1 protein-coding gene is annotated in these 726 nt (G+C 64.9%); it reads right to left on the bottom strand.

All coding sequences use genetic code 11. The annotated features are described in order from the left end of the window. The coding region (locus tag ACTWQH_RS32805; RefSeq protein ID WP_443290463.1) for an AMP-binding protein at positions 1-726 on the bottom strand (726 nt) is incomplete at both ends.

Genomic DNA, 726 nt, shown 5'->3' on the forward strand with positions numbered 1-726 from the left:
CACACCCCACCGCACCACATCACCCGTGCGATACATCCGCGACCCCGGCACACCAAACGGATCAGCCACAAAACGCGCCGCAGTCAAACCCGACCGGTTGAGATACCCCCGCGCCAGACCAGAACCCGCCACATACAACTCACCCACCACCCCCACCGGCACCAGCCCCAGATGCTCATCCAACACATACAACCGCGCATCCCCGACCGGCTCCCCAATCGGCACCACACCGCCCCCCGCCAGCGGCCGACTCATACTCGCAGCCACCGTCACCTCAGTCGGCCCATACGCATTCACCACACGACGACCAGACGACCACGCCTCAACCAGACCCGGCGGACACGCCTCCGCCCCCACCATCAGACAACGCAGACCCCTCAGCACCCTCGGCGCATCCGCAGGAAGAGTGGCCAACGCCGACGGAGGAACAAACGCATGCGTCACACGCAACTCCGCCAGCACCTGAGCCAGTTCCGCACCCACCAGCCGCTGCTCCCGGGGAATCACCAACGTCGCCCCGGCAAACAACGCCATCACATACTCAAGAACCGACGCATCAAAACTGACCGACGCCAACTGCACCACACGACAACCCGGCCCCACATCCGCCCGGCCGATCAGCGTCTCCCCAAAACCCACCAACCCCGCATGAGTAACCGAAACACCCTTCGGCCGCCCCGTCGAACCCGACGTGTAAATCACATACGCCGGACGCGCCGGATCCAG

It is taken from the genome of Streptomyces sp. 6N223, from assembly GCF_052246635.1.
Taxonomy (GTDB): Bacteria; Actinomycetota; Actinomycetes; order Streptomycetales; family Streptomycetaceae; genus Streptomyces.